17 protein-coding genes and 1 pseudogene are annotated in these 18,806 nt (G+C 61.2%); 10 read left to right on the forward strand and 8 right to left on the reverse strand.

Going from position 1 to position 18,806, the window contains the following annotated elements; all coding sequences use genetic code 11:
• Positions 1-65: 65 nt before the first annotated feature.
• Entirely contained in the window at positions 66-623 is a 558-nt protein-coding gene (locus tag G7016_RS00770) for a HutD/Ves family protein (RefSeq protein ID WP_181110927.1), read from the reverse strand.
• Positions 620-1,363: a histidine utilization repressor gene (gene hutC, locus G7016_RS00775; RefSeq protein WP_181111282.1), complete on the reverse strand. Its 744-nt coding sequence runs from the start codon at positions 1,361-1,363 to the stop codon at positions 620-622. The genes G7016_RS00770 and hutC overlap by 4 nt, the downstream gene beginning before the upstream one ends.
• A 108-nt stretch (positions 1,364-1,471) precedes the next feature.
• Between hutC and G7016_RS00780 the strand changes: the two genes are divergently transcribed.
• Positions 1,472-2,836, forward strand: coding sequence for a formimidoylglutamate deiminase (locus G7016_RS00780; RefSeq protein ID WP_181110928.1), 1,365 nt, complete (start codon positions 1,472-1,474; stop codon positions 2,834-2,836).
• A gap of 4 nt (positions 2,837-2,840) precedes the next feature.
• Here the strand turns inward: G7016_RS00780 and G7016_RS00785 are convergent, their stop codons facing one another.
• On the reverse strand, positions 2,841-3,422 hold the full coding sequence (locus G7016_RS00785) for a lipocalin family protein (RefSeq protein WP_181110929.1): 582 nt from the start codon (positions 3,420-3,422) through the stop codon (positions 2,841-2,843).
• Between the two features lie 26 nt (positions 3,423-3,448).
• The gene (locus G7016_RS00790; RefSeq protein WP_181110930.1) at positions 3,449-3,673 is read right to left on the reverse strand and encodes a hypothetical protein; all 225 of its coding nucleotides are present in this window, start codon (positions 3,671-3,673) and stop codon (positions 3,449-3,451) included.
• Positions 3,674-3,901: 228 nt separating this feature from the next.
• On the opposite strand from G7016_RS00790, the pseudogene G7016_RS25450 reads away from it, so the two are divergent.
• Together G7016_RS25450 and G7016_RS25455 are read left to right on the forward strand one after the other, a co-directional pair.
• A pseudogene (locus G7016_RS25450) lies at positions 3,902-4,927 on the forward strand (HAMP domain-containing protein); the annotation flags it as partial.
• Positions 4,928-5,017: 90 nt separating this feature from the next.
• A complete protein-coding gene (locus G7016_RS25455) occupies positions 5,018-5,782 on the forward strand; it encodes a methyl-accepting chemotaxis protein (RefSeq protein WP_375139671.1) in 765 nt (254 codons plus the stop codon).
• A gap of 42 nt (positions 5,783-5,824) precedes the next feature.
• Here G7016_RS25455 and G7016_RS00800 read toward each other — a convergent pair whose 3' ends face one another.
• Entirely contained in the window at positions 5,825-6,832 is a 1,008-nt protein-coding gene (locus G7016_RS00800; RefSeq protein WP_181110932.1) for a class 1 fructose-bisphosphatase, read from the reverse strand.
• Between the two features lie 262 nt (positions 6,833-7,094).
• Positions 7,095-9,548, reverse strand: coding sequence for a glycogen/starch/alpha-glucan phosphorylase (locus tag G7016_RS00805; RefSeq protein ID WP_181110933.1), 2,454 nt, complete (start codon positions 9,546-9,548; stop codon positions 7,095-7,097).
• A 172-nt stretch (positions 9,549-9,720) separates the two neighbouring features.
• Between G7016_RS00805 and G7016_RS00810 the strand changes: the two genes are divergently transcribed.
• The 3 genes from G7016_RS00810 to G7016_RS00820 all read left to right on the forward strand — a co-directional run bounded on the left by G7016_RS00810 (position 9,721) and on the right by G7016_RS00820 (position 11,551).
• Positions 9,721-10,125: a YkgJ family cysteine cluster protein gene (locus tag G7016_RS00810; protein WP_181110934.1), complete on the forward strand. Its 405-nt coding sequence runs from the start codon at positions 9,721-9,723 to the stop codon at positions 10,123-10,125.
• Between the two features lie 90 nt (positions 10,126-10,215).
• Complete coding sequence (locus G7016_RS00815; RefSeq protein ID WP_181110935.1) at positions 10,216-10,665, forward strand: NfeD family protein; 450 nt, start codon at positions 10,216-10,218, stop codon at positions 10,663-10,665.
• Between the two features lie 28 nt (positions 10,666-10,693).
• Entirely contained in the window at positions 10,694-11,551 is an 858-nt protein-coding gene (locus tag G7016_RS00820) for an SPFH domain-containing protein (protein ID WP_181110936.1), read from the forward strand.
• Between the two features lie 189 nt (positions 11,552-11,740).
• Here G7016_RS00820 and typA read toward each other — a convergent pair whose 3' ends face one another.
• The gene (typA, locus tag G7016_RS00825; RefSeq protein WP_181110937.1) at positions 11,741-13,549 is read right to left on the reverse strand and encodes a translational GTPase TypA; all 1,809 of its coding nucleotides are present in this window, start codon (positions 13,547-13,549) and stop codon (positions 11,741-11,743) included.
• A 117-nt stretch (positions 13,550-13,666) separates the two neighbouring features.
• Entirely contained in the window at positions 13,667-15,121 is a 1,455-nt protein-coding gene (gene thiI / locus G7016_RS00830; RefSeq protein ID WP_181110938.1) for a tRNA uracil 4-sulfurtransferase ThiI, read from the reverse strand.
• Between the two features lie 322 nt (positions 15,122-15,443).
• Here thiI and glnA point away from each other — a divergent pair, with 322 nt between their 5' ends.
• The 4 genes from glnA (at position 15,444) to G7016_RS00850 (ending at position 18,774) form a co-directional block, all read left to right on the forward strand.
• Complete coding sequence (gene glnA / locus G7016_RS00835) at positions 15,444-16,850, forward strand: glutamate--ammonia ligase (protein ID WP_181110939.1); 1,407 nt, start codon at positions 15,444-15,446, stop codon at positions 16,848-16,850.
• A gap of 158 nt (positions 16,851-17,008) precedes the next feature.
• Entirely contained in the window at positions 17,009-17,566 is a 558-nt protein-coding gene (locus tag G7016_RS00840; protein ID WP_181110940.1) for a chorismate mutase, read from the forward strand.
• Between the two features lie 66 nt (positions 17,567-17,632).
• A complete protein-coding gene (locus G7016_RS00845; RefSeq protein WP_181110941.1) occupies positions 17,633-18,148 on the forward strand; it encodes a DUF4124 domain-containing protein in 516 nt (171 codons plus the stop codon).
• Positions 18,145-18,774, forward strand: coding sequence for a DUF4124 domain-containing protein (locus G7016_RS00850; protein WP_181110942.1), 630 nt, complete (start codon positions 18,145-18,147; stop codon positions 18,772-18,774). Before G7016_RS00845 ends, G7016_RS00850 begins: the two co-directional genes overlap by 4 nt.
• Positions 18,775-18,806 lie beyond the last annotated feature (32 nt).

Consider the following 18,806-nt stretch of genomic DNA (forward strand, 5'->3'; position numbering starts at 1 on the left):
GACGCGCCGAAAGGGCGCAGCGCCAACGCGACGCGCACCTCGAGCGAACATAAACGCAGCGGTAATCAGCGAGCCGAGAGGGCGATAACGCAGCAGTGGCCGGTTACTTGGGCAGTAGGGGAAGGAGGCAGCACGAGCGTGTCGTGGCGCTGGAGCACAGCGGTGTTACCCCCCACCTCAACCTGGGCCCGTGACCCGGCGGCGAAAACGATAAGGGTCTTGCCCGGTTCATTCAGCTGCAACGGTGCGTTGCTATTGAGCCATTGCAATCGGGCAGTAAAACGCACGGGCGAATAGATCAAGTTGAAATCCCGGATAGGCCCGTTGATGAGCTCGCAGCTCACCCCGCTGTCACCGGAAAACGCGAACGGCTCAAACGCCCGCAGCACACCCGAGCTGGCGCCGTCCACTTGCAGCCGCATACCTTCGCCTTCCAGCACCGTGATGATCCGTTCGTAGCCGGCGAAGGTCGAGAACGGGCCGCCCTGCTCGATATCAGCGATGGACAGGCGCCAGCCGAAGCCGTCCAGGCCCTCGCCATGATCGCGGCAGATTTCCCGCGTGCTGCCGCCGCCGTTCTTCCACGGCGTTCGAACGTAGTCAGCGGCGCGCAGCAGCCTCATTTGGTGAAGCGCCCTTCAAGGCGATGGCGGGAGCCGGGATGGATCAAACGGGCCGCCGTCACAGCCTCGCGGCCTGACCAGGTGCGGCGGCGGATCAACAGGCAGGGCTCGCTCGGGTCAATCTGCAACAGTTGGCAGGATTGCTCGTCGGCAAGGATCGCCTCCACCACGTGCTCGCCTTCAGTCAGCGGGGCAACGCGGTTAAGGTAGGCGTAGGGGGTTTCGCGGGTGAAGTCTTGCTCAAGATAGTCCGGCGCCACCTGGGCATTCACGTAGCGGTCTTCGATCTGCACCGGTACGTCGTTCTCGTAATGCACGATGATGGAATGAAATACCCGCTGCCCTTCTCGTACATCCAGTGCCACGGCCCGGGTGGCACCTGCAATTTCCTCGACCAGTTTTACTACCAGGCAGCGGTGACGATGCCCGCGGGCGGCGATTTCATCGGCAATGTTATGTACTTCGAACAGTGCCGACTGGGTCTTGGGCTCTGCCACAAAGGTACCCACGCCCTGCATACGCACCAGCAAGCCTTCGGCGGTGAGTTCACGCAGGGCACGGTTGATGGTCATGCGGCTGAAGCCGAGCTGGCTCACCAGTTCGCTTTCGGAAGGCACACGGTAATGGGGCGGCCAGGTGCCGTTCTGGATCTGCTGGGTGATCATCTGCTTGACCCGCGCGTAAAGGGGCGCGGGGCTTTCGCCCAGCTGGTCAGCCAAGGAAGAAACAACGGGCGGCATGGGCACGAGGGGCACCTGTAAAGGGTAAACGGGCATAGCTTGCCGGAGTTTACCCGGCACGCAAACAGCTGTATATGTATATACAACCAAAGCCCGGAGAGATTCCCAATGCCTGCCTATTTCGCCGACCGCGCCCTGCTCCCCGACGGTTGGGCACAGGCGGTACGCCTGGAGGTGAACGCCCTGGGCACAATCACGGCAGTGCAAGCCAACGCCTCGGCCGAGGGCGCCGAACGCCTTGCGGGTGCCTTGCTGCCGGGCATGCCGAACCTCCATTCCCATGCGTTCCAGCGGGCGATGGCTGGGCTGGCCGAGGTGGCCGGCAACCCGAACGACAGCTTCTGGACGTGGCGGGAATTGATGTACCGGCTGGTGGGAAAAATCAGCCCGGACGACCTGGAAACCATCGCTACGCAGCTGTACATCGAAATGCTCAAGGCCGGCTACACCTCGGTGGCCGAGTTCCACTACCTGCACCATAACCCTGATGGCACGGCTTATAGCGACCCTGCGGAAATGGCCCTGCGCATCAGCCGTGCCGCTGCCACTGCGGGTATCGGCCTTACCCTGCTGCCGGTGCTGTACAGCCATAGTGGGTTTGGTGGCCAGGCACCCAACGCAGGGCAGCGCCGTTTTATCCACAGCACCGACGCCTACCTCGCCTTGCAGCAGCGGCTTGCCGCCGCATTGGCAGAGCAGCCCGAGCAGCAGTTGGGCATCTGTTTCCATTCGTTGAGAGCCGTTACGCCCGGGCAGATCGAGCAGGTGCTTGCGGCTGGCCTGACTGCGGCGCCTGTGCACATTCATATCGCAGAACAGCAAAAGGAAGTGGACGATTGCCTGGCATGGAGTGGCAGCCGGCCTCTGCAGTGGCTGTTCGACCATGTGCCTGTTGACCCGCGCTGGTGCCTGGTGCACGCCACCCATGCCAACCCCGATGAGGTTGAGCGCATGGCAGCGAGCGGCGCGGTGGCAGGTTTGTGCCTCACCACCGAAGCGAACCTGGGGGATGGCCTGTTCCCTGCGGTTGAGTATTTTGCTGCTGGCGGCCGCTGGGGAATCGGCTCGGACAGCCACGTATCACTGAGCGTGGTGGAAGAGTTGCGCTGGCTGGAATATGGCCAGCGCCTGCGCGATCAACGCCGTAATCGCCTGCACGGCCCGCGCTCGCCGCAAGTCGGCCAGGCGCTGTATCAGGGTGCACTCGCTGGCGGCGCCCAGGCGTTGGGGCAGCCGGTGGGCAGATTGGAGCCCGGCGCGCGCGCGGATTGGCTGCTGCTGGACCCGCAAGACCCTTACCTCGCCACCGCCACCGACGACGCCCTGCTTGGCCGCTGGCTGTTTGCCGGTGGCGACCGCCAAGTGCGCGACGTGATGGTGGGAGGAAAATGGCGAGTGCGCGCTGGCCAGCACCCGGGCGAGGCGCAAAGCCTGCCCGCGTTTACTCGAACGCTACAGGCCGTGCTGGCCTGACGTCTTAGTCCGCCGCGCGCCAGATGAGCCTGGAGGTGTCATAGCCCTGCTGGCGCGCCCGGGTCAGCAGCTGCTGCTTCACGTCTTCACTCACCGTTGGCGTGCGAGACAGCAGCCAGAGGAATTTACGGTCAGGCGTGCCCACGATCACGTGGCTATAGGCATTATCCAGATCGACGATCCAGTAATCGCCCTTGGCCAGGCCTGGCGCCAGTTTCGAGAACCAGTTGTCGAACACTACCCAGAGCTTGTCGGTCTCGCCCGGAACCTGCGGCGTAGCGGTGCCATGGGCTTCTTGCCAGCTGCCATCGGCAATCTTGCAGCGGTTGAGCACATCCACATTGCCGTCAGGCTTGAGGGCATAGTGCGCCTCGGATTGCACGCACTTGCGCTGGAAGAACATGGGCAGGCGGGCCAGCTCATACCAAGTACCCTGATAACGCTTGAGGTCTACCTTGCCGACAGTTTTTGGTGCCACGTCGCCAGTGCCCGCGTTACTGCAAGCCGCCAGCAGGCCGATGCCGACACACAACGCCAACAGCCCAGCCGCGCGGGGCCAGAAGGTGCTTCGCCGAGGGTTAGCCATGTCCAATGCTCCTGATCTATAGAGGCTTATTCTGCCAGCGCTGACGGTTCCAGCGCTTGCACCTTGCGTTCCAGCGCCAGGCGCAGCGGCGGGTCGATTACGCCGGCATCCGACAGCGCTGCCATATAGCCCAACGCCATACCGGTCATCAGCACCGTTTCCGGCCCCTTCGCCGCGCGGGTAATGGCCGCGATACGCCGGTCGATGGCGCGCCCGATCTTCTCGGGCAGGTCCTGTTCAGTCATTGCCATGGGGTTCCTGATCACTCGATCGGGGTTGGACGGTCCGGCTGGAGAGAGGTTCCGGGCACCAGGCGCATGCACACGTATTGCAGGGCGCAGGGCCCCGCTATCTGGGCTCATCCGCGAAGCGGTTTATTTCCGCTGTGCGGGGCTGAGTTTGCACCCGGTTACACCGTACAATCCGCGCCCGAACCCCCCTCGCACCTGCTTCGAGCACTCTTCGCAATGAGCAATAACATGAAATTCAGCCACAAGATCCTGCTGGTTGCAGGATTGATCGTGGCGCTGGCGTTTGCCTGTTTCACCCTGTTCAACGATTACCGTCAGCGCCAGACGTTGCGAGCGCAAACCGAAACATCATTGGCACAGCTGGGGGCGCTCACCGCCAGCAACGTGCAAACGTGGCTCACCGGCCGCATGCAACTGGTCGAATCCATGGCCCAACAAGTCTCGGTGGCTGACGGCAACCCGCAAAGCCTGCCAGCGATCGTTGGCCTGCCGGTGTACCCGGCCAACTTCCAGCTCAGCTACTTTGGTGGGCGTGACGGCTTGATGTTCTCGGTGCCTGCCGGCAACCGTGCAGCTGATTACGACCCGCGCGCGCGAGGCTGGTACAAGGCTGCCGACAACGCCGGGCAAACCATCGTCACCGAGCCCTACATTGCGGCCTCCTCGGGCAAGCTGGTGGTCACTGTCGCTTCCCCTGTCCAGCGTGGCAGCGAGCGCCTCGGCGTGGCCGGTGCCGATATCGACCTGGGTCAGGTGAGCGACATCATCAACTCGCTGAATTTCGGTGGCCATGGCTTGGCATTCATCGTGAGTGGGCAAGGCAAGATACTGATTCACCCCAATGCCAGCCTTGCGCTCAAAACCTTGGCCGACGCTTATCCACAGGGCGCGCCTGCTATCAGCGGCGGCTTGAAAGAAGTGCAGGCGGACGGCGAAGAGCAATACATCACGTTCACCCGGCTCAAGGGCGTGCCTTCAGCAGACTGGTACATCGCAACGGTGCTGGACAAGTCCGCGGCGCTTGCCATGTTGGGTGAATTCCGCGCCTCGGCCCTGGTAGCCATGGTTATCGCTGTGGTGGCGATCATCGCTTTGCTGGGCCTGCTGATTCGCGTGCTGATGGCACCGTTGCATGTGATGAACCGTGCGCTACAGGACATTGCTGCTGGCGAAGGCGACCTTACCCGCCGCCTCACCATCCATGGCCGTGATGAGTTCGGCACCCTGGGCGAGTCGTTCAACCGTTTCGTCGAGCGTATCCATGAGTCCATCCGCGAAGTGGCATCGGCCACTGCCCAGGTGAACCAGGTGGCACTGCGAGTGGTGGAAACCTCCAACGCGTCGATGCTGAACTCCGACCAGCAAGCCGGGCGAACCGGTAGCGTGGCTGCCGCCATCAACGAACTGGGTGCTGCCGCTCAGGAAATCGCCCACAACGCTGCCCTCGCCTCGCAGCATTCCAGCGAAGCCCGTGGCCTGGCGGACCAGGGCCAGCAGGTGGTGCACAAAACCATCGGCGCGCTTGGGCAGTTGTCGGCAAACATCAGCAATTCTTGCGGGAACATCGAAACCCTCAATGCCAACACCGTCAACATCGGGCAAATCCTTGAGGTGATCAGCGGCATTTCACAGCAGACCAACCTGCTGGCGCTGAACGCAGCCATCGAAGCCGCGCGTGCCGGGGAAGCGGGCCGGGGCTTCGCGGTGGTGGCCGATGAAGTACGCAACCTGGCGCATCGCACTCAGGAGTCCGCACAGCAAGTGCAGGCCATCATCGAGGAATTGCAGCAGGGCGCGCGGCAGGCCGTAGACATCATGACCGAGAGCCAGCGGCAGAGTGAAGCAAGCGTAGAGGTGGCCAACCAGGCAGGGGACCGGCTGAACAGCGTTACCCAACGCATCGGCGAGATCGACGGCATGAACCAGTCAGTCGCTACCGCCACCGAAGAGCAGACCGCTGTAGTGGAGGCCATCAACCGGGACATTACCGAGATCAACCTGTTGAATCAGGAGGGGGTAGAGAACTTGCAATCCACCCTGAACGCCTGCGGTGACCTGGAAAGCCAGGTCAGCCGCCTGAAGCAGCTGGTGGGCAGCTTCAGGATCTGACCTGCGATAGAACGCCCGCCCCGACCGGAGCGGGCGTATTGGTTACTGGTGGTAACCGGTCACGCGCTCGACTTCTTCCTTCGAGCCCAGGAACACCGCCACGCGCTGGTGCAGGCCTTCTGGCTGAATATCGAGAATGCGCTGGCGGCCATCGGTGGAGGCGCCACCCGCCTGTTCAATCAGGAAGGACATGGGGTTGGCTTCGTACATCAGGCGCAGCTTGCCTGGCTTGGAAGGCTCGCGATCATCGCGCGGGTACATGAACACGCCCCCACGGGTAAGGATACGGTGCACGTCCGCCACCATGGAGGCGATCCAGCGCATGTTGTAGTTCTTGCCCAGCGGGCCGTCCTGGCCGGTCAGCAACTCGTCCACGTAGCGTTTCACGGGCGCTTCCCAGTGGCGCTGGTTGGACATGTTGATGGCGAATTCCGCGGTGGTCTGCGGCACCTGGATGTCTTCATGGGTAAGCACGAAGCTGCCCAGTTCGCGGTCCAGCGTAAAGCCGATCACACCGTTGCCCAAGGTGAGCACCAGCATGGTTTGCGGGCCGTAGATCGCGTAGCCAGCGGCAACCTGTTGGGTACCGGGCTGCAGGAAGGCTTGCTCGTTGAGAGCGTCGTTCTGGCTCAGGTACTGATCCGGGCAACGCAGAACGGAGAAGATGGTGCCAACCGAGACGTTAACGTCGATGTTGGAGGAGCCGTCGAGCGGGTCGAAGACCAGCAGGTAGGCGCCCTTGGGGTATTTGCCGGGGATCTGGTAGGCATTGTCCATTTCCTCGGACGCCATGCCGGCCAGGTGGCCGCCCCATTCGTTGGCTTCGAGCAGGATTTCGTTGGACAGCACGTCCAGCTTCTTCTGCACTTCGCCCTGTACGTTTTCCGTACCCATGCTACCCAGCACCCCGCCAAGGGCGCCTTTCTGTACCTGATGGGCAATGGCCTTGCACGCGCGGGCGACGACCTCGATGAGGAAGCGCAGATCGGCAGGGGTGTTGTTGCTTCGCGTCTGCTCGATCAAGTAGCGACTCAGGGTAACGGGCGACATGGACAAGCTCCGGTTCCGGGGAGAGGGATAAAACCCGCGCAGTTTACAGGGCGAAAGCAAACCAGGGCTATGTACGGAATATAACAACGTCCCGTGCATAGCCTGATACGCCATCGGCGCGACTGCCCTCAGACCCCGACGAACCGGCTGAGTTCATCGAACAGCAAGCCCTCATTCGCGAGCTCCGCCTGCAGCTACGCCGGATGGCCGGCCCCCCGTCTCCCACAGAGGTAGGCATCAAGACCGGGCAGAACCCGGGAGATTACAACGCCTTCCAGATCTCCTTGGCGTACTCGCGGATTGTACGGTCCGAGGAGAACCAGCCCATGCGGGAGGTATTGAGGATCGCCGAGCGCCACCATTGTTTCGGGTGCCGCCACAGCTCTTCCACTTTCATTTGCGCCGCCCAGTAGGACTCGAAGTCTGCGCAGACCAGGAAGTTGTCGTAGCTGAGCAGGCTATCCACCAGGCCCGCGTAGCGTGACGGATCATCCGGGGAGAACACCCCGCCGCGGATCGCCTGGAGCACATCATTGAGCCGGTGCGAATTGGCCACTTCCTGATGGGCACTGTGATCGCCGCTGTGTTTGCGGGCTTCCACTTCGTCTGCCTTGAGGCCGAAGATGAACATGTGCTCTGCGCCCACATGATCACACATCTCCACGTTCGCTCCGTCCATGGTGCCGATGGTCAGCGCCCCGTTGAGCCCGAACTTCATGTTGCTGGTCCCGGAGGCTTCATACCCTGCGGTAGAGATCTGCTCGGACAGGTCCGCCGCCGGAATGATGCTTTCGGCCAGGCTCACGTTGTAGTTAGGCAGGAACGCTACCTTCAACAGGCCACGTACCGTGGGATCGTTGTTGATGGTACGGGCAATGTCGTTGGCGAGCTTGATGATCAGCTTGGCCTGGTGATAACTGGCTGCGGCCTTGCCGGCAAAGATCTTGACCCGTGGCACCCAGGGTTTTTCCGGGGTGGCGCGAATGGCCTGGTACAGCGCAACGGTATGCAGCAGGTTGAGCAACTGCCGCTTGTACTCATGGATACGTTTGACCTGCACGTCGAACAGCGCTTTGGGGTCTACCGCCACGCCCAGCCGGTCCTGAATGATCCGCGCCAGCGCCTCTTTGCTGTGCAGCCGCTGCTCGGCGAAGCGGCGCTGGAACAGCGCGTCGTCCGCGAAAGGTTCCAGCCGCTTTAGGTTGCCTTCAGGATCGTCGAGTACGGCTTCGCCGAGCTTGTCTACCAGCATCGACGTCAGCTTGGGGTTGCTCTGGTACAACCAGCGGCGGAAGGTAATGCCATTGGTCTTGTTGTTGATGCGCTCCGGGTAGAGCTTGTTGAGATCGGAAAAGACCGTGCTGCGCATCAGGTCGGTATGCAGTGCCGACACGCCATTCACGCTATGCGAGCCCAGGAAGGCCAGGTTGCCCATGCGCACGCGGCGGCCGTGTTCTTCCTCGATGAGCGAAACCGTTCGCAGCAGGTTCACATCGTCGTTGCCCTTTGCGCGCAGGCCGTCGATGTGCTGAGCGTTGATCAGGTAAATGATCTGCATGTGCCGGGGCAGCATGCGCTCCATCAGCCCCACAGGCCAGGTTTCGAGCGCCTCTGGCAGCAAGGTGTGGTTGGTGTAGGACAGCGTATCGACGGTGACTTTCCAGGCTTCGTCCCAGCTCAGCTGATGGATGTCCACCAGCAGCCGCATCAGTTCGGCCACTGCAATCGAAGGGTGGGTATCGTTCATCTGGATGGAGGCATGCTCGCCCAGCGAATTCACCGTTCCGTGCATGTTCACATGGCGGCGCATCAGGTCCTGCAGCGAGGCAGACACGAAGAAGTATTCCTGACGCAGCCGAAGCTCCTGCCCTGCCTCTGTACTGTCGGCGGGGTACAGCACGCGAGAGATACTTTCGGCGCGGGCCACGTCCGCTACGGCGCCGAGGTGGTCGCCGGCGTTGAAACGTTCCAGGTGCAACTCCTCCATGGCGCGGGCACGCCACAGCCTCAAGGTGTTCACGCTCGCACCTTTCCAGCCGACCACTGGAGTGTCGTACGCCACTGCCCGTACGGTTTCGCCCGGGCGCCATACTTGCCGCGCGGTACCGTCGCTCTCTACCGTCGCCTCTACATGGCCGCCAAAGCTGATCGGGTAAATCACTTCAGGCCGCTCGAACTCCCAGGGGTTACCGAAATCCAGCCAGTTCTCGGTCTGTTCCTGTTGCCAGCCGTCGATGATTGCCTGGCGGAACAGCCCGTGCTCATAACGAATGCCATAGCCGTGCGCAGCCACGCCCAAGGTAGACATACTCTCCATGAAGCAGGCTGCCAGGCGCCCGAGGCCGCCGTTGCCCAATGCTGCGTCAGGCTCGAGCAAGCGGATCTTGTCGAGGTCCACGCCCAAGCCGTCCAACGCCTCACGCGCCACGTCCAGGATGCCCATGTTGCTCAAGCTGTCGACCAGCAAACGGCCGATCAAAAACTCAAGCGAGAGGTAATACACGCGCTTCTGCTGGCTGCGATAAATCTGCCGGGTGTGGTCCATCCAGTGATCGACCATATGGTCCCGGGCGGCAAGCGCAATGGCTTCGAACCAGTCGTGATCGAATGCATGTTCCGGGTCCTTGCCAACCGCGTAGGTCAGTTTGGCGAGTACAGCGGCACGAAATTCGTCCACGTCGACTTTGACTTTTCGGGTAAGCGGTTCCTGAGACATTTGAAGCCCTCAATGCGTAAAAAAACCTTCGCTGGTGCAATCAGCCTAGACCGTTCGACAGGGGGTGGTAGGCCGGGTTCGAGAAAACTCTTGGCAGAAATGGCACGAACGGCGATTGAACCTATGGCCAGTGCAGGTATCATCGCGCGCCCGATCCCATAGATACGCCACCATGAAACCCGCCTTGATTGCCGCCGCCGAGCTCGACCGCCTCGAAACCTGGCAGAAGTACGCCAGCCACATGTGTGGCGGCTGCATGTCGACCTGCTGCACCCTCCCGGTGGAAGTACGTATCAAGGACCTGATTCGTATTGGCGTGGTGGATGAGTTCGAGAAAGACGAACCCCCGAAGAACGTTGCCAAGCGTTTGCAGAAGGAAGGCATCGTCGATCGCTTCAATCAGAAAAGCGGCATCTTCACCCTGGCGCGGATGAGCAACGACGATTGTCTGTACCTGGATCGCAAAAGCCGCCTGTGCACTATCTATGACAAGCGGCCCGATACCTGCCGCAACCACCCGAAGATCGGCCCCCGCCCGGGCTATTGCGCCTACAAACCCAAGCCGCTGGCACGCTGAGAAACACCCTGAATAAATCCCCTCAACGCAGCGCTTCCTAAACGGCGGTGCAGGCGTCACCATTTCGCCTGTTCACACAGGCAGAATGTTATGGATATCCAATGGTGGTATTGGGCGGTTGCCGGCGTGGCTCTGGTATTGCTGGAGCTAGTGGTCACGTCGTTCTTCATTGTCTGGTTCGGTCTGGGCGCGCTGCTGGTTGCGTTCGTACTCTGGCTGGCCCCGGCCACGAGCGTCGGGGTGCAGGTACTGGTGTGGAGCGCCGCCTCGGTAGGGCTGGCCTTGCTTTGGTTCAAGGTATTCCGGGCTGGGGTTCAGCGGGGGCCGCAATGGTCCGCCGAAGACGCGTTGGGTGAAGTAGGCCTGCTTACCTTTTCCGTCACGCCCTTTCAACGCGGCAAGGTCCGCTTTCAAAAGCCGTTGATGGGTGCCGAGGAATGGCCATGTGTCGCCGACACCGAAATCCTCGCCGGGGAACGTGTGCGCGTACTCGCGGTGGAGGGAAACCTCGTACGCGTGGGCCCGAGCAGCGCTGGTTGAACGTTTTCATTTTGAGCAAGGAGGTTCCATGAACGCCGCATTTATCATTCCCTTCATTCTTCTCGTGTTCATTGTGGTCACCATCGCCAAGGGTGTGCGCCTGGTACCGCAGGGGCAGGAGTGGATCGTCGAGCGCCTGGGCCGCTACCGCGTTACCCTCAAACCCGGCCTGAACTTCCTGATCCCGTATATGGATACGGTCAGCTACAAGATGAGCACGAAGGACCTGATCCTCGATATTCAGCAGCAAGAGGTCATCACCCGGGACAATGCCGTGCTGCTCGCCAATGCACTGTGCTTTGCCAAAATCACCGACCCTACCAAGGCTGCCTACGGCATCGAGGACTACGACCAGGCTGTGCGCAGCCTTACCATGACCAGCCTGCGCTCGATCATCGGCGGGATGGACCTGGACGAAGCCCTGTCCTCACGGGACAAGATCAAGGCATTGCTGCGCGAGGCCATGTCCGAGCAAACCATCGACTGGGGCATTACCATCCGCTCGGTGGAAATCCAGGACATCAAACCGTCCGAGTCGATGCAGCGGGCAATGGAACTGCAAGCTGCAGCCGAACGGGAGCGCAAGGCAACCGTCACCCGCGCTGAAGGCGCGAAGACAGCAGCCATCCTGGAAGCGGAGGCCCGCCTGGAATCGGCCAAGCGCGACGGCGACGCCCAAGTCACCCTGGCCAACGCCTCGGCCCAGGCCATCGAACGGGTGAAAGCCGCTATCGGCAGCGATACCGGGCCGATGATTTACCTGCTGGGCGAGAAGTACATCAGTGCCATGGAAAAACTGGCGACCAGCAACAATGCCAAAACGATTGTGCTGCCGGCCGATATTCAGGACACCATCGGTGGGTTGATGGGGCGGGTGAAGCGCTAACGAACAGGATCGTCCCGAATACGCGGTGCCTGCTTCGCGAGCTCCGCCTTCGGCACGCCCGGCTCCCACAGGTTATGCGTCCCCTTGCCCAGCCCTCGTAGGAAGCGGGCATAGCCGAAGGCGGAGCTTGCGAATGAATACGCCCATGAAAAAGCCCGGCATTTGCCGGGCTTTTTCATTGCAAAGAACTTACTTCGAGGCGCGCTTACGCTCGTTCTCGTTCAGCACTTTCTTGCGCAGGCGGATCGACTTCGGCGTCACTTCAACCAGCTCATCGTCAGCGATGAATTCCAGAGCCTGTTCAAGGGTGAACTTGATTGGCGGAACCAGGGCGATGGTCTCGTCCTTGCCCGAAGCGCGCATGTTGTCGAGCTTCTTGCCCTTGGTGGGGTTGATCACCAGGTCGTTGTCACGGCTGTTGATGCCCGCCAGTTGGCCTTCGTAGATTTCCTGGCCAGGCTCGAGGAACAGCTTGCCGCGGTCCTGCAGAGTTTCCAGCGAGTAGGTCAGCGCCTTGCCGGTAGCCATGGAAACCAGTACGCCGTTCTGGCGGTTGGTAACATCGCCGGCTTTGATCGGGCCGTAGTGGCTGAAGGTACCGGTGAGGATACCGCTGCCGGAGGTCATGGTCAGGAAGCTGTTGCGGAAGCCGATCAGGCCACGCGCCGGGATGGTGTATTCCAGGCGGATGCGCCCTTTACCGTCCGGCACCATGTTGCTCAGGTCGCCCTTACGCAGGCCCATCTGTTCCATCACAGCACCCTGGTGCTGTTCTTCGATGTCGATGGTCACGCTTTCGTAGGGTTCCTGCTTCTCGCCATCCACTTCCTTGATAACCACTTCAGGGCGGGAGATAGCCAGTTCGAAGCCTTCGCGGCGCATGGTTTCGATCAGTACCGAGAGGTGCAGCTCACCACGGCCGGAGACCTTGAACTTGTCGGCGCTGTCGGTTTCTTCAACACGCAGGGCAACGTTGTGCAGCAGTTCTTTTTCCAGACGCTCCTTGATGTTGCGGCTGGTAACGAACTTGCCTTCCTTGCCGCAGAACGGCGAGTCGTTGACCTGGAAGGTCATGCTTACGGTCGGCTCGTCCACGCTCAGCGGCTTCATGGCCTCGACGTTCTGTGGATCGCACAGGGTGTCGGAGATGAACAGCTGGTCCATGCCGCTGATGCACACGATGTCGCCCGCTTCAGCGGTATCCACGTCAACGCGATGCAGGCCATGGTGGCCCATCAGCTTGAGGATACGGCCGTTACGCTTCTTGCCTTCGGCGTCGATGGCGACCACCGGGCTGTTGGCCTTGACGCGGCCGCGAGCGATGCGGCCGATGCCGATCACACCCAGGAAGCTGTTGTAGTCCAGTGCAGAGATCTGCATCTGGAACGGGCCTTCGAGGTCGACCTTAGGGGCCGGCACGTGTTTCACGATGGCCTCGAACAGCGGGTCCATGTTGTCGGACATGTCGTTGTAGTCCAGACCAGCGATACCGTTCAGGGCACTGGCGTAGACGATCGGGAAGTCCAGTTGCTCTTCGGTGGCACCCAGGTTGTCGAACAGGTCGAACATCAGGCTGGCGACTTTGTCCGGATCTGCACCCGGACGGTCGACCTTGTTGATGACCACGATCGGACGCAGGCCAGCGGCGAACGCTTTCTGGGTCACGAAACGGGTTTGTGGCATCGGGCCGTCCTGGGCATCGACCAGCAGCAGCACCGAGTCCACCATGGACATCACGCGCTCGACCTCACCGCCGAAGTCGGCGTGGCCGGGGGTGTCCACGATGTTGATGTCGTAGTCGTTCCACTTGACGGCGGTGTTCTTGGCCAGAATGGTAATGCCGCGCTCTTTTTCCTGGTCGTTGCTGTCCATCACGCGCTCGTCGTTCAGCTCCTTGCGGTCCAGGGTGCCGGACAGCTTCAAGAGCTTGTCGACCAGGGTGGTTTTACCATGGTCAACGTGGGCGATGATGGCGATGTTACGAAGCTTATCTCTCACAGGGTATATCTCGATGATGAATACGGTGGGGCCGGCTCAAGGCAGCGGCCGATCAAAACGCGCAATCACTGCGCGCGGTCGGGTGGGCGGTGGCGGCTCCAGCCGCCGAGGCCCCTCCTAGGCCGGGCGATAAACGCGCACATTGGCGTGCCCCTCGCTGAGCAGGTGATGAGCATGCAGCCTGCTCATGACACCTTTGTCGCAATACAACAGGTATTGCCGGGCAGGATCGAGATCCTTGAACCGGCTGTTCAACGCATAGAAAGGCAACGTACGAACTTCGACCCCTTCCAGGGCCAATGGGTCGTCTTCCTGGGCATCGGGGTGACGAATGTCGAGCACTATATGGCTGGCCAGGGCTTCGGCGACTTCTTCGATCTCCACCTGCTTGCCCAGCTCGTCGATCACATGGTCGATCGAGACGAGGCGCGCACGCTCCAGGGCGCTTTCCAGCACGGCCATGTCAAAGCGCTGCTCTTCGCGCTCGATGCGATAACCGCGCGCGCTGGTAGTCGGGTTCACCGAGATCACGCCGCAGTATTCTGGCATGTGCTTGGCGAAATCGGCGGTGCCGATCTCGACCGCGGTGTCGATGATGTCCTGCTTGTGAGTAGCAAGCAACGGCCGCAGGACAAGCGTAGGGGTAACCGAGTCGATCACTGCCAGGTTGGTCAGCGTCTGGCTGGACACCTGGGAAATCGCCTCCCCGGTGACCAGCGCGTCGATTTCGAGGCGCTCGGCCATGCGGCTGGCGGCACGCAGCATCATCCGCTTGAGGATAACGCCCATCTGGCTGTCGTCCACCTTGGCGAGGATTTCGCCTACCACCTCTTCGAAGGGCACGCTGATGAACAGCACCCGATGGGAGCTGCCGTACTTCTTCCACAGGTAATGGGCGACTTCCATCACACCCAGTTCGTGGGCGCGGCCACCGAGGTTGAAGAAGCAGAAGTGGGTCATCAACCCGCGGCGCATCATCTGATAGGCCGCCACGGTGGAGTCGAACCCGCCGGACATCAGCACAAGGGTTTGCTCCAGCGCGCCCAATGGATAGCCGCCGATGCCCTTATGCTGGTTGTGGATAACGAACAGGCGCTTGTCGCGGATTTCCATCCGCACCACAACCTCAGGGTGCTTGAGGTCGATACCGGCCGCGCCGCATTGCTGGCGCAACTGGCTGCCAACGTAGCGGTCAACGTCCATGGAAGTGAAATCGTGTCGGCCCCCGCGCTTGCAGCGCACGGAAAAGCGCTTGCCGGGCAGCAGGTGACCGAAGTGGGCCTTGCACTTGGCCACGATGTCGTCAAAGTCACCCAGGGGGTATTCATCCACCTGCAGGAAGTGGGTAATGCCCGGTGTGCAGCTCAGGCGCTCGATCAGTTCCTTGAGCACCTTGGCGTCGGTGACTTTCGTTTGAACCTCGAGGTTGTCCCACACGCCCGTTACCGCAATATCGGGGTCCAGGTCACGCACCACCGCGCGAATGTTCTTCGCCAGCTGGCGGATGAACTGCTTGCGCACCGGCCGGCTTTTGATGGTGATCTCGGGGAAAACTTTAACGATCAATTTCATGAACAGCGCGCGCAATGGCCCAGCTGAAAAAAGGGGCAGCATTATAGCGGAAATTGTTCAAGCTTTGACCAACTATCTGTCGAAAGCTCGGAAAGCACCATTTTGGGACGCCTTGAACGAGCCTCGCCCCGTTAAGGTGCGAAGCTTTTCTGGCTGCCGCCTGTAAGTCCCGCAAAAACGGGCTTTTTTCGAGCCATGCCCATCTCGGGGCACTGGCATGCAAATTGCTCCCTTGTGAGGCAGGTTGCCTTGGCCGAGTATGCGGCGGCAGCACTGAATCCAGGGGCGCACACAGTCCGTCCCCATCCACCCGGAGGACAACATGTCGAAGTCGGTTCAACTCATCAAAGATCATGACGTTAAATGGATTGATCTGCGCTTCACTGATACCAAAGGCAAGCAGCAGCACGTCACCATGCCGGCTCGCGACGCTCTGGATGATGACTTCTTCGAAGTCGGCAAGATGTTCGACGGCTCCTCCATCGCTGGCTGGAAAGGCATCGAAGCGTCCGACATGATCCTGCTGCCAGACGACGAAACCGCCGTGCTGGACCCGTTCACCGAAGAGCCGACGCTGATCCTGGTCTGCGACATCATCGAACCTTCCACCATGCAAGGTTACGATCGCGACCCGCGCGCCATCGCCCACCGCGCCGAGGAATACCTCAAGTCCACCGGCATCGGTGACACCGTATTCGTAGGCCCGGAGCCAGAATTCTTCATCTTCGACGAAGTGAAGTTCAAGTCCGACATCTCCGGCTCGATGTTCAAGATCTTCTCCGAACAAGCTTCCTGGATGACCGATCAGGACGTGGACGGCGGCAACAAGGGCCACCGCCCAGGCGTGAAAGGCGGCTACTTCCCGGTTCCACCGGTCGATCACGACCACGAAATCCGCACTGCAATGTGCAACGCCCTGGAAGAAATGGGCCTGACCGTTGAAGTTCACCACCACGAAGTGGCGACTGCCGGCCAGAACGAAATCGGCGTCAAGTTCAACACCCTGGTGAAGAAGGCCGACGAAACCCAAACGCTGAAGTACGTTGTTCACAACGTTGCCGACGCCTACGGCCGCACCGCGACCTTCATGCCAAAGCCGCTGTATGGCGATAACGGCTCGGGTATGCACGTGCACATGTCCATCTCCAAGGATGGCAAGAACACCTTCGCTGGCGAAGGCTATGCCGGCCTGTCCGATACCGCCCTGTACTTCATCGGCGGCATCATCAAGCACGGCAAGGCACTGAACGGCTTCACCAACCCGTCGACCAACTCGTACAAGCGTCTGGTCCCAGGTTTCGAAGCACCGGTGATGCTGGCCTACTCGGCTCGCAACCGCTCCGCGTCCATCCGCATTCCTTACGTGAACAGCCCCAAAGGCCGCCGTATCGAAGCACGCTTCCCGGATCCGGCTGCCAACCCGTACCTGGCCTTCGCCGCGCTGCTGATGGCCGGCCTGGACGGTATCCAGAACAAGATCCACCCTGGCGATGCCGCGGACAAGAACCTGTACGACCTGCCGCCTGAAGAGGCCAAGGAAATCCCACAGGTATGTGGCAGCCTGAAAGAAGCCCTGGAAGAGCTGGACAAGGGCCGCGCCTTCCTGACCAAGGGCGGCGTGTTCTCTGACGACTTCATCGATGCCTACATCGAGCTGAAGTCCGAAGAAGAAATCAAGGTTCGCACCTTCGTGCACCCGCTGGAATACGACCTGTACTACAGCGTCTGATCCCGCCTGGTTGTACGAAAAGGCCTCCTTCGGGAGGCCTTTTTCATGGGCGGAAATGACAGGAAGCAAAACCGGGGAGCAGTCCTTTGATCGCGGCTGGCGAAGCCATGGATTTACTGGCATAACGGAGCGCCAAACCAATAACAACGGAACCTCGCATGCCTAAGCTTTCTGCATTTTGCCTGGCCCTGGTCGGCAGTGCCTTTGCCAGCCTTGCAGCCGCCGCCACGCCCGCCCCCGCCGAATTGCCTTCACTGTTGAGCAGCATCGAGCAGCGCCTGAACATTGCTGACCAGGTGGCCTTGAGCAAATGGGATAGCAAGAAGCCTGTGGAAGATCGCGCCCGCGAGCGCGAGGTGATCGCAGGCGCGGTAGTGCTGGCGCCCGAATACAAGCTCGAGCCGGCATTCGTGGAGCAGTTCTTCGCAGCCCAGATCGAAGCCAACAAGCTGGTGCAGTATGGCCTGCTGGTGGACTGGCGCCTCAGAGGCGAGGCCCCGAACAGCCCGCGGCCCGACCTGGTCGGGCAGATCCGTCCGCAACTCGACGGCCTGCAGAAAGCCCTCCTGCTACAACTGGCAGCCTTCACACCCTACCGCAGCAGCCCTGACTGCCCGCAGTGGGTCGCCGGCGCTATCGATCGCGCCAACAGGGATGCCCTGCACCGCCTGGCGCTCACCCGCGCTACCGGCGAGCTGTGCTCTGCCGCGCATTAACCCGTGATTGGCGAACAGGCCTGATCTATGCTGGTCAGGCCGCCGACGCCTTGCCGAGTAGTCACCATGCGCCATGCCCTTTTGCTGCTGATCCCCCTCCTGTGTGCCCCGGCCTTCGGCGAGATCTACAAGTCCACCGACGCCAACGGCAATACGGTTTATTCGGAACATGCTCCCGCTGGCCGGCCTTCAGAGAAGATGAACCTTCCGCCGCTCAATAGCGTGCAGATCCCGAAGGCCAAACCGACCGAAGCCCCCGCTCCCGCCGCTCCGCCCTCCGCCCCTGTCGCCGCCTATACCCTGCTTGAGCTCACGGGCATCCCGGCCGACGGCGCAATACGTGCCAACGACGGTACCTTTGACGTGGGGGTCAGCATTCAGCCACGGCTGGCCGGTGGGCAGTTACTTCAGCTGGTGCTGGATGGGGTTGCCTATGGCACACCCAGCAACGTTCCACGGCTGCAGCTTGTGAACGTTGACCGTGGCCAGCATCGGCTAGCGGTTCAGGTACTGGACGGCGCGAACGTGGTGCAAGTCAGCGAACCGGTCACCATCTCGGTTCTGAGGGTCAACGCGCGATGAGAGCGCTCATGTTTTGTACATTGCTCGCCGTGGCCGGGGTATGTCAGGCGCAGGTGTATACGTACGTCGACGCGCAAGGCAACCGGGTGTATACCGACCAACCTCGCAAAGGCGCCACAGCGGTGCGGGTACCCGAAGGAAACCGCATGAACCAGTCTTCCGCCACGCCGGCGAGCGCCAATCGCGCTCAGCAGCAGGCGCGGCCCAAGGCAGTGCCGGTATTGCGGGTAACCCACTATGAAATGTTCCGCATCCTTGTACCCCTTCCCGATGCGGCCGTGACCCACGCCAGCGGAGAGATGATCGTTACCCTCACCAGCGAACCGGCGTTGGAGAACGGCGACCGCTATCGACTGCTTCTGGACGGCAAGCCTGCGGGCGAGCCTGGCGCCAGCCCCGTTATCGCCTTGCAGAACGTAGACCGAGGCACTCATCAGCTGGTGGGCGAAATCCTCGACAGCCAAGGCATCGTGATAGAACGCACCCCTGCGCAGCCGGTGCATATGCTGCGCACGTCCCTTTCGCAAAAACGCCGGGTGCGTCCGTGCAAGGAAGCCGACTATGGCGTGCGCCCGGAGTGCCCGCTCAGCGACAAGCCCGCCGATGATGATGACGATGAAAGCTAGCTGTTATCGCGCCAAGGCCCGCGCACGCTTAT

It is taken from the genome of Pseudomonas japonica (assembly GCF_013522925.1).
GTDB classification, from domain to species: Bacteria; Pseudomonadota; Gammaproteobacteria; order Pseudomonadales; family Pseudomonadaceae; genus Aquipseudomonas; species Aquipseudomonas japonica_A.

What these genes read in the sequence shown, in the direction of transcription:
- G7016_RS00845 (WP_181110941.1), top strand. Translation starts at nt 17,633, where the DNA reads ATGCGCCATGCCCTTTTGCTGCTGATCCCCCTCCTGTGTGCCCCGGCC.
- G7016_RS00785 (WP_181110929.1), bottom strand. Translation starts at nt 3,422, where the DNA reads ATGGCTAACCCTCGGCGAAGCACCTTCTGGCCCCGCGCGGCTGGGCTG.
- hutC (WP_181111282.1), bottom strand. Translation starts at nt 1,363, where the DNA reads ATGCCGCCCGTTGTTTCTTCCTTGGCTGACCAGCTGGGCGAAAGCCCC.
- G7016_RS00820 (WP_181110936.1), top strand. Translation starts at nt 10,694, where the DNA reads ATGAACGCCGCATTTATCATTCCCTTCATTCTTCTCGTGTTCATTGTG.
- G7016_RS00800 (WP_181110932.1), bottom strand. Translation starts at nt 6,832, where the DNA reads ATGTCGCCCGTTACCCTGAGTCGCTACTTGATCGAGCAGACGCGAAGC.
- G7016_RS00805 (WP_181110933.1), bottom strand. Translation starts at nt 9,548, where the DNA reads ATGTCTCAGGAACCGCTTACCCGAAAAGTCAAAGTCGACGTGGACGAA.
- thiI (WP_181110938.1), bottom strand. Translation starts at nt 15,121, where the DNA reads ATGAAATTGATCGTTAAAGTTTTCCCCGAGATCACCATCAAAAGCCGG.
- G7016_RS00810 (WP_181110934.1), top strand. Translation starts at nt 9,721, where the DNA reads ATGAAACCCGCCTTGATTGCCGCCGCCGAGCTCGACCGCCTCGAAACC.
- G7016_RS25455 (WP_375139671.1), top strand. Translation starts at nt 5,018, where the DNA reads ATGCTGAACTCCGACCAGCAAGCCGGGCGAACCGGTAGCGTGGCTGCC.
- G7016_RS00770 (WP_181110927.1), bottom strand. Translation starts at nt 623, where the DNA reads ATGAGGCTGCTGCGCGCCGCTGACTACGTTCGAACGCCGTGGAAGAAC.
- G7016_RS00840 (WP_181110940.1), top strand. Translation starts at nt 17,009, where the DNA reads ATGCCTAAGCTTTCTGCATTTTGCCTGGCCCTGGTCGGCAGTGCCTTT.
- G7016_RS00790 (WP_181110930.1), bottom strand. Translation starts at nt 3,673, where the DNA reads ATGGCAATGACTGAACAGGACCTGCCCGAGAAGATCGGGCGCGCCATC.
- G7016_RS00850 (WP_181110942.1), top strand. Translation starts at nt 18,145, where the DNA reads ATGAGAGCGCTCATGTTTTGTACATTGCTCGCCGTGGCCGGGGTATGT.
- glnA (WP_181110939.1), top strand. Translation starts at nt 15,444, where the DNA reads ATGTCGAAGTCGGTTCAACTCATCAAAGATCATGACGTTAAATGGATT.
- G7016_RS00780 (WP_181110928.1), top strand. Translation starts at nt 1,472, where the DNA reads ATGCCTGCCTATTTCGCCGACCGCGCCCTGCTCCCCGACGGTTGGGCA.
- G7016_RS00815 (WP_181110935.1), top strand. Translation starts at nt 10,216, where the DNA reads ATGGATATCCAATGGTGGTATTGGGCGGTTGCCGGCGTGGCTCTGGTA.